The 6,049-nt window shown below is 25.8% G+C and carries 6 protein-coding genes; 4 read left to right on the top strand and 2 right to left on the bottom strand.

Annotated elements, in window-relative coordinates; translation table 11 throughout:
• The 4 genes from BN346_RS12785 to smpB all read left to right on the top strand — a co-directional run.
• Positions 1–589: DUF6385 domain-containing protein (locus BN346_RS12785; RefSeq protein ID WP_040329111.1), on the top strand; the 589-nt coding region annotated here is incomplete at its 5' end.
• Positions 590–751: 162 nt separating this feature from the next.
• Positions 752–2,512 carry a glycosyltransferase gene (locus tag BN346_RS12780; protein ID WP_040329110.1) on the top strand — a complete coding sequence of 587 codons (1,761 nt, stop codon included), beginning with the start codon at positions 752–754 and terminating at the stop codon, positions 2,510–2,512.
• A gap of 127 nt (positions 2,513–2,639) precedes the next feature.
• A complete protein-coding gene (locus BN346_RS12775; RefSeq protein WP_040329109.1) occupies positions 2,640–3,125 on the top strand; it encodes a hypothetical protein in 486 nt (161 codons plus the stop codon).
• Between the two features lie 492 nt (positions 3,126–3,617).
• Positions 3,618–4,091 carry an SsrA-binding protein SmpB gene (gene smpB / locus BN346_RS12770; RefSeq protein ID WP_040329107.1) on the top strand — a complete coding sequence of 158 codons (474 nt, stop codon included), beginning with the start codon at positions 3,618–3,620 and terminating at the stop codon, positions 4,089–4,091.
• 47 nt (positions 4,092–4,138) lie between these two features.
• On the opposite strand, the gene BN346_RS12765 is transcribed toward smpB, so the two are convergent.
• Positions 4,139–5,317 (bottom strand): amidase domain-containing protein, encoded by a 1,179-nt coding sequence (locus BN346_RS12765; protein WP_040329106.1) that lies wholly within the window; start codon positions 5,315–5,317, stop codon positions 4,139–4,141.
• Positions 5,318–5,548: 231 nt separating this feature from the next.
• Positions 5,549–6,049, bottom strand: a complete 501-nt coding sequence (bilS, locus tag BN346_RS12760; RefSeq protein ID WP_040329104.1) for a flavodoxin family protein BilS — start codon at positions 6,047–6,049, stop codon at positions 5,549–5,551.

Below are 6,049 nucleotides of genomic sequence, written 5' to 3'. Positions count from 1 at the left end.
AGTATCAGTAACAGGTATAGTACAAGTATCACAAGTAACACAAGGTACAGTAACAGTAGCAGGTGGAAGCATAGCAATTAGTAATGCTCCATCAGTAAATGTAGCAAATACAGTACCAGTAACAGGCACAGTACAAGTAGCAAGCGGAAGTGTAGATATTACAAATACACCATCAGTAAAAGTAGATAATACAGTATCAGTAACAGGTACAGTACAAGTATCACAATTAACACAAGGTACAGTAACAGTAGCTGGTGGAACAATAAATATTGGATATACTCAAGTTGGCACAGCAACAAGTATAAATGCAAATGGAACAGGTACAACTTTAGTAGAAGATATTTCCGACCTTACTGATTACTCCTATTTTGTTTATAACAAGGGTACGCAAACAGTAATTCTTAATATTGAAGTTGCACCAACAAATGTTGATGGAGATTATACAAGTTATAATCAAGCAACTGTAACACTTGGTTCAAATAAATCAGCAGTAGTAATACCATCAACTATATATGGTAATTACGCTAGAATATACTATGATACTTTAAGTGCAGCAGCAACATTTGATATTTACTATGTAGGAAGATAATTAATTAAAATTATTTCTTTAAATAGAGAATTTTAAACAATGATTTTGAAATCATAGCATAAATTGACATTTTATTTTTATAATGACGTATAGAAAACTATACGTCATTTACTAAATTAAAAATGAGATTATTTATAATTAATATATAAGGGGTTTTTTATAATGGAAAAGAAAAAAACTGTAAGTTTAGGTATGATAGTTAAAAATGAAGAAAGATTTTTAAGAAAGTGCTTAGAAAGTGTACAGGACTTAGTTGATGAAATAATAATTGTAGATACGGGTTCAGAGGATAAAACAATAGAAATTGCAGAGTCGTTCAATGCTAAGATATATCATTATAAATGGGATAATAATTTTGCTAATGCAAGAAATGTGTATGTGGAAAATGCTACAAAAGATTGGATATTAGTATTAGATGGTGATGATATTTTTGAAAGAGAAGATATAGAGAAATTTATAGAAATCGTAAATACTTCTGAAAAAGATGGCCACTATTTTAAAACATTAAGTCTTATAAATGAAAATGATAAAAAAAACTTTTCATATAATTTAAATTTAAGGCTTTTAAGAAATAATGGAAAGTATAAATATAATGGAGCTATACATGAACAAGTAATTAGTAAAGAAGGAGTCACTGATTACTCTAAATTTGTAAATGAAGATATTAGAATATATCATTTAGGATATATTCAATCAGTTATAGATGAAAAGCAAAAAAGACAAAGAAATATGACATTAATAAATGAAGAATTAAAAAAAGATCCATTTAATCCATTCCAAAATTTTAATATGGCAGTTGAATATTATGCAATGAGTGATTTGGAAAATTCATTAAAACATTTTAATACTGCATATAATGTTATGAATCCAAGTGAAGGTTATGGTAACAAATTAATATTAAGAAGAATAATGTTATTATTTGATATGAAAAAGTATGAAGAGGCTATTAAAGGCATTGATGAAGGAATAAGTTTCTTTCCAGATTTCACGGACTTATATTTTTACAAAGCATTAACACTAGCAAAACAGAAAAAATATACTTTAGCAATTAAAGAATATGAAAAGTGTATAAGCATGGGTGAAGCACCAATTCATTTAAGATTTATAAATGGAGCGTCTACATTTAGAGCGTATTATGAATTAGGAAATATTTATTTTAAATTAAAAGATTATGATGAGGCTATAAATAATTTTGAAAAGTGTTTAGAGTCAAATAGTGAAAATTGGGGACAATATTTTAATATTGCAAAATGTTATGATAAATCACTTGGAAAAGAAAAAACAATAGATAAACTGAAAAGCATTTTTGATTTAAATGATGTAAATAATATGACGTTATTTATAATTATAATTACTGAACTTAAATATTATGAAGAGGCACTACAATATAGTTTAGATCAAAATCAAAAAGTAGCAACAGATATATTAATAGATGTATTATCTAAAATTTTGATATATTTAAATAAACCAGAAAGGGCATATTATCAATTAATAAGAATGCCCAAAGAATCACCTTACTTTAATGATTCAAAAGCATATATAATTCTTATAAAAATTATTACCAATAAGTTAATTTTAGATGAAGACTTTGAAGTAATTAATGATGAAAATAAAAAAGCTGCAATTAAACTTATATATGATTTATGTGCAGGAAATAAGATTGAAAAAGAATTTGATGAACCTATATTAAAGGAAATTATAAATCTATTACAAGTTTTAATAAGGGCAAATGAATTTGAATTGTTTGAAAAGGCAGTAGAATCATTAAATTATATAAATAGCAAAAATTGTCTATTAGAATTAGCTAAATTATATGAAAGAAATGGATATACACCTATGGCTTTAGAGGAGATTATAAGGTCATTAAAGGAATTTGACAAACTTGATGAAGAGAGTATAGATATTTTATACTTTAATATATAAATTTAACATTATAAAAATATAAGTAATATATGATATTTAAAATATCAAATTATATTTGTTAGGCATATAATAATATATAGTTATATAAAAATATATAGCTATTAAATAATGATATAAGGTGAAGCATATGGCTAATACTATTGTTTTTAATGATGTGGCTTCCAAGTTGATGATTTTAGCAAATGGAATTAATGATAGTGGAGTATCAACACCTATTAAAGTAACAAGTAATGGTATAGTACAAGTAAATGTAAGTAATTCAGCAACAGTTATAGTAGGTGGATATTTTCAAACGTACACCACTTGGGATTTTACTGCAACAAGTAGTGAAGGTGTAGCTGGAACTGTTAATATTGGACAACTTAAAGATTACTCATATTTTGTATATTCTAATATAAATGAAACAGCAACATTAACTATAGAATTGACAGCAGAGCCAGGACTTCCAAATGGAACTTATACAGAAGATTTAAATTCACGAAAAGTATTAATCGATAATGGACAGGGAATACTTGAGTCTAATCTATATGGTGCATATGCAAGAGTTAGATATGAAATTCCAAGCACTGTAAGTTCTGCATTGTTTAGCATTGAATTTGTTGGACGTTCATAAAAAAGGAAAATGCCTATTAAAAAGTTATTATATAATTATTTTGTGACATATAAAATTACGTTTTATATGTCACATGTTATATTTAATATTATGAAACTATGTAGGGTTCTAATTTGAAAAATGAAATTACTCTTATTTAAGTTGAGAATTCTAATTAATTTAATTAAAAATGGAAAATTGAAAGTTGAAAGTGAATGTAAAAATTGGATTTCCAATTTTAAAGAATGATTTTTTATTAAATTTGCAGAGCAAATTAGTCAAAAACAATATAAAAATGGCAATAACCTATAAGATTAATAGTATCATTTGAGAAAGAGATTACTTTGAATTTGAGATTGGAATCATATAAATTAGACTATGTGTTATAATTATATTGTAAATTATAACTTAAAGTTGGAAATAATATAGTATATGAAGTGATTTTTTGTTAAAATATCGTTAATGAGAAATAGAATTTATGTTTTCTTATTTTAGGAAAAAGAAGGTGTAAAAATGGCTAATAAAAGAAAAGAAAATAAAACATTAGTTGAAAATAGAAAAGCAAGGCATGATTATTTTGTTGAAGAAGGAATGGAAGCAGGAATAGAGCTTGTTGGAACAGAAGTTAAATCAATAAGAGCTGGAAAAGCAAATGTTAAAGAATGTTATGCAGAAATTAGAAATGGTGAAGTGTTTATAGTTGGAATGCATATAAGTCCTTATGAACAAGGAAATATTTTTAATGTAGATCCATTAAGAGATAGAAAATTACTTCTACATAAAGAAGAAATAAGAAGGTTGTCAGGACTTATTCAACAAGAAGGTCTTACATTAATTCCATTAGCACTTTATTTAAAGGATGGAAGAGTAAAGGTTAATCTTGGAGTGTGTAGAGGTAAAAAGAATTACGATAAGAGAGATGCAATGCTTGAAAAAGCACACAAGAGGGAAATTGATAGACAGTTAAAAGAAAGAATGAGATATTAAGACAAAAAAGCTTTAAAGCATAATAAATGCTTTAAGGCTTTTGTTTACTATTTTACATGAATTAAATGAAATAAAATGTTATCATCACCCCAACCTAAATCAAATGGAACATGATATCTATCAACAGTGTGTGAATTTATTAATGGATAACCATGATTATCAAAAGCTGTTATAATAGCTGTATGATCAATGTCATTTCCTTTTGCATATGAGATTACATCACCAGGAGCAAGCTTATTTATAGTTATATCATCATTGGGAGAATAATTATTAACAATGTCTTTAAAAGTTCCTTTTTGTAGTAGTGTTCCTCTACCACCATAAACAAAATAATTTCTAAATGCATCAGCATTTACCCAGGCTGGAGAATAATCAGAATGGATATTGTCTTTAGTTAATGTATACCACGTAAAATCTTTTTTTAAATTTCCAGCATTTACGTCACCTAAACATTGAGATACATAATTTGTACAATTTCCTCCAGCACCAGTAAAATTAATATATTTATTGTTATATTTATCTGTATTTTGGCTTAATGAGGGTACTCCAGAAAATTTATCAGCATACTCAATAGCTTTTAATCGATTATATGTATCAGTGGAATTAATAACAACATTTTCATAGTTTATATTTGAAAAATCAAATATTTGTTTTGTTGGAGATGGTAGTAATAATTCAGAATAATTTCCATCATAAGATTTTAAGGCATCTTCAAAGCAATCTAAATACCAATCTTTATTGATTATTAAATCATTTTTCGTATTTATAAGGTCAATCATATGAAATAAATTTATTCCAAAGATATTCTCAGTAGGGTTTTCATCAGAATCATATATATATTTAAAAATCCATTCTTCATCAACTCTAAAATTCGCCCCATTAGAAGAAATATTCATGTTTTTAAATACTACATTAGAATTAATACTTGTAAATGTTATGCCTCTTTGAGAAGCCCAATCTCTAAGATATTTTATTCGTCGAACTTCATGGTCAAGAGCATATCGTCCATCCTCAACAGAGGTATTGTATTTTGAAGCAATAGAACTAATGTTACCATTAAAAATAGATTGATTTCTAGAATTAAAGTGATTATTAATATAAGTTTCTATATGTTGAAAAGATGGTGCATTTTGTGCAAAACATACACTTGTATTGCATAAAATTACGGAAATAATAAAAAACACCACAAAGTAAATCCATAAATTAGATAGAAAAAATTTTTTCATAAATCTGCTCCTTCGATAAATTTATAAATATTTTATAAACTTGAAAATAAGATACTTTCTCAAATATTTTAAATAACTTTAAGTATTAATTTAAGAATATCTTAATTAGTAAAATTATAAGTTTAAAATGAAATTTAAAACCTATAGTATAGTATTTGAAGTTTTAAGATTTTTATTAATAATAAATATAAAAAAAAGGATTTCAATTACAAAATTGAAATCCATTATTTATTATAACAAAGATTTTATAAAATTTTTTGCGTTTAAAATATCAATATCATCAGGATGGGTACTGGCATTTTTATGATTTTCAATTTGAGCTTTGGCATGTTCATCGCTAGGATTTGTTTTAAGTAACTCTTTATATCTTTCAGTTAATTTAGGATTAATTTTTCCTTGACATAAAAAGTGTCCGAGCAATTTATTAGAGTTATCTAAAAGAGATTCCACCTTGAGTTTTATTTTATCATAGTAGGCACCAGAATCTTTAGCCCCTAAAGTGCCAAATAGAATTACATTTTTATTAGTTAAATTTTCTAAAATTAGTTTAGAATTAGTATCACAAAGTCCCTTATCAACCCAATATCCAACTAAGATAGTATCATAATTATCACAGTTAATACTAGAATTTGATTCAAAAATATCTTTTGAGCTAGTTATTTCATCATAAATAGCATAAGCAATTTTTTTTGTATTACCAGTTAATGAAGAATATAAAACTAAACAATTCAC

It is taken from the genome of Clostridium ihumii AP5, assembly GCF_000612845.1.
GTDB classification, from domain to species: domain Bacteria; phylum Bacillota; class Clostridia; order Clostridiales; family Clostridiaceae; genus Clostridium_J; species Clostridium_J ihumii.
This window is presented reverse-complemented; position numbering and strand designations above follow the sequence as displayed.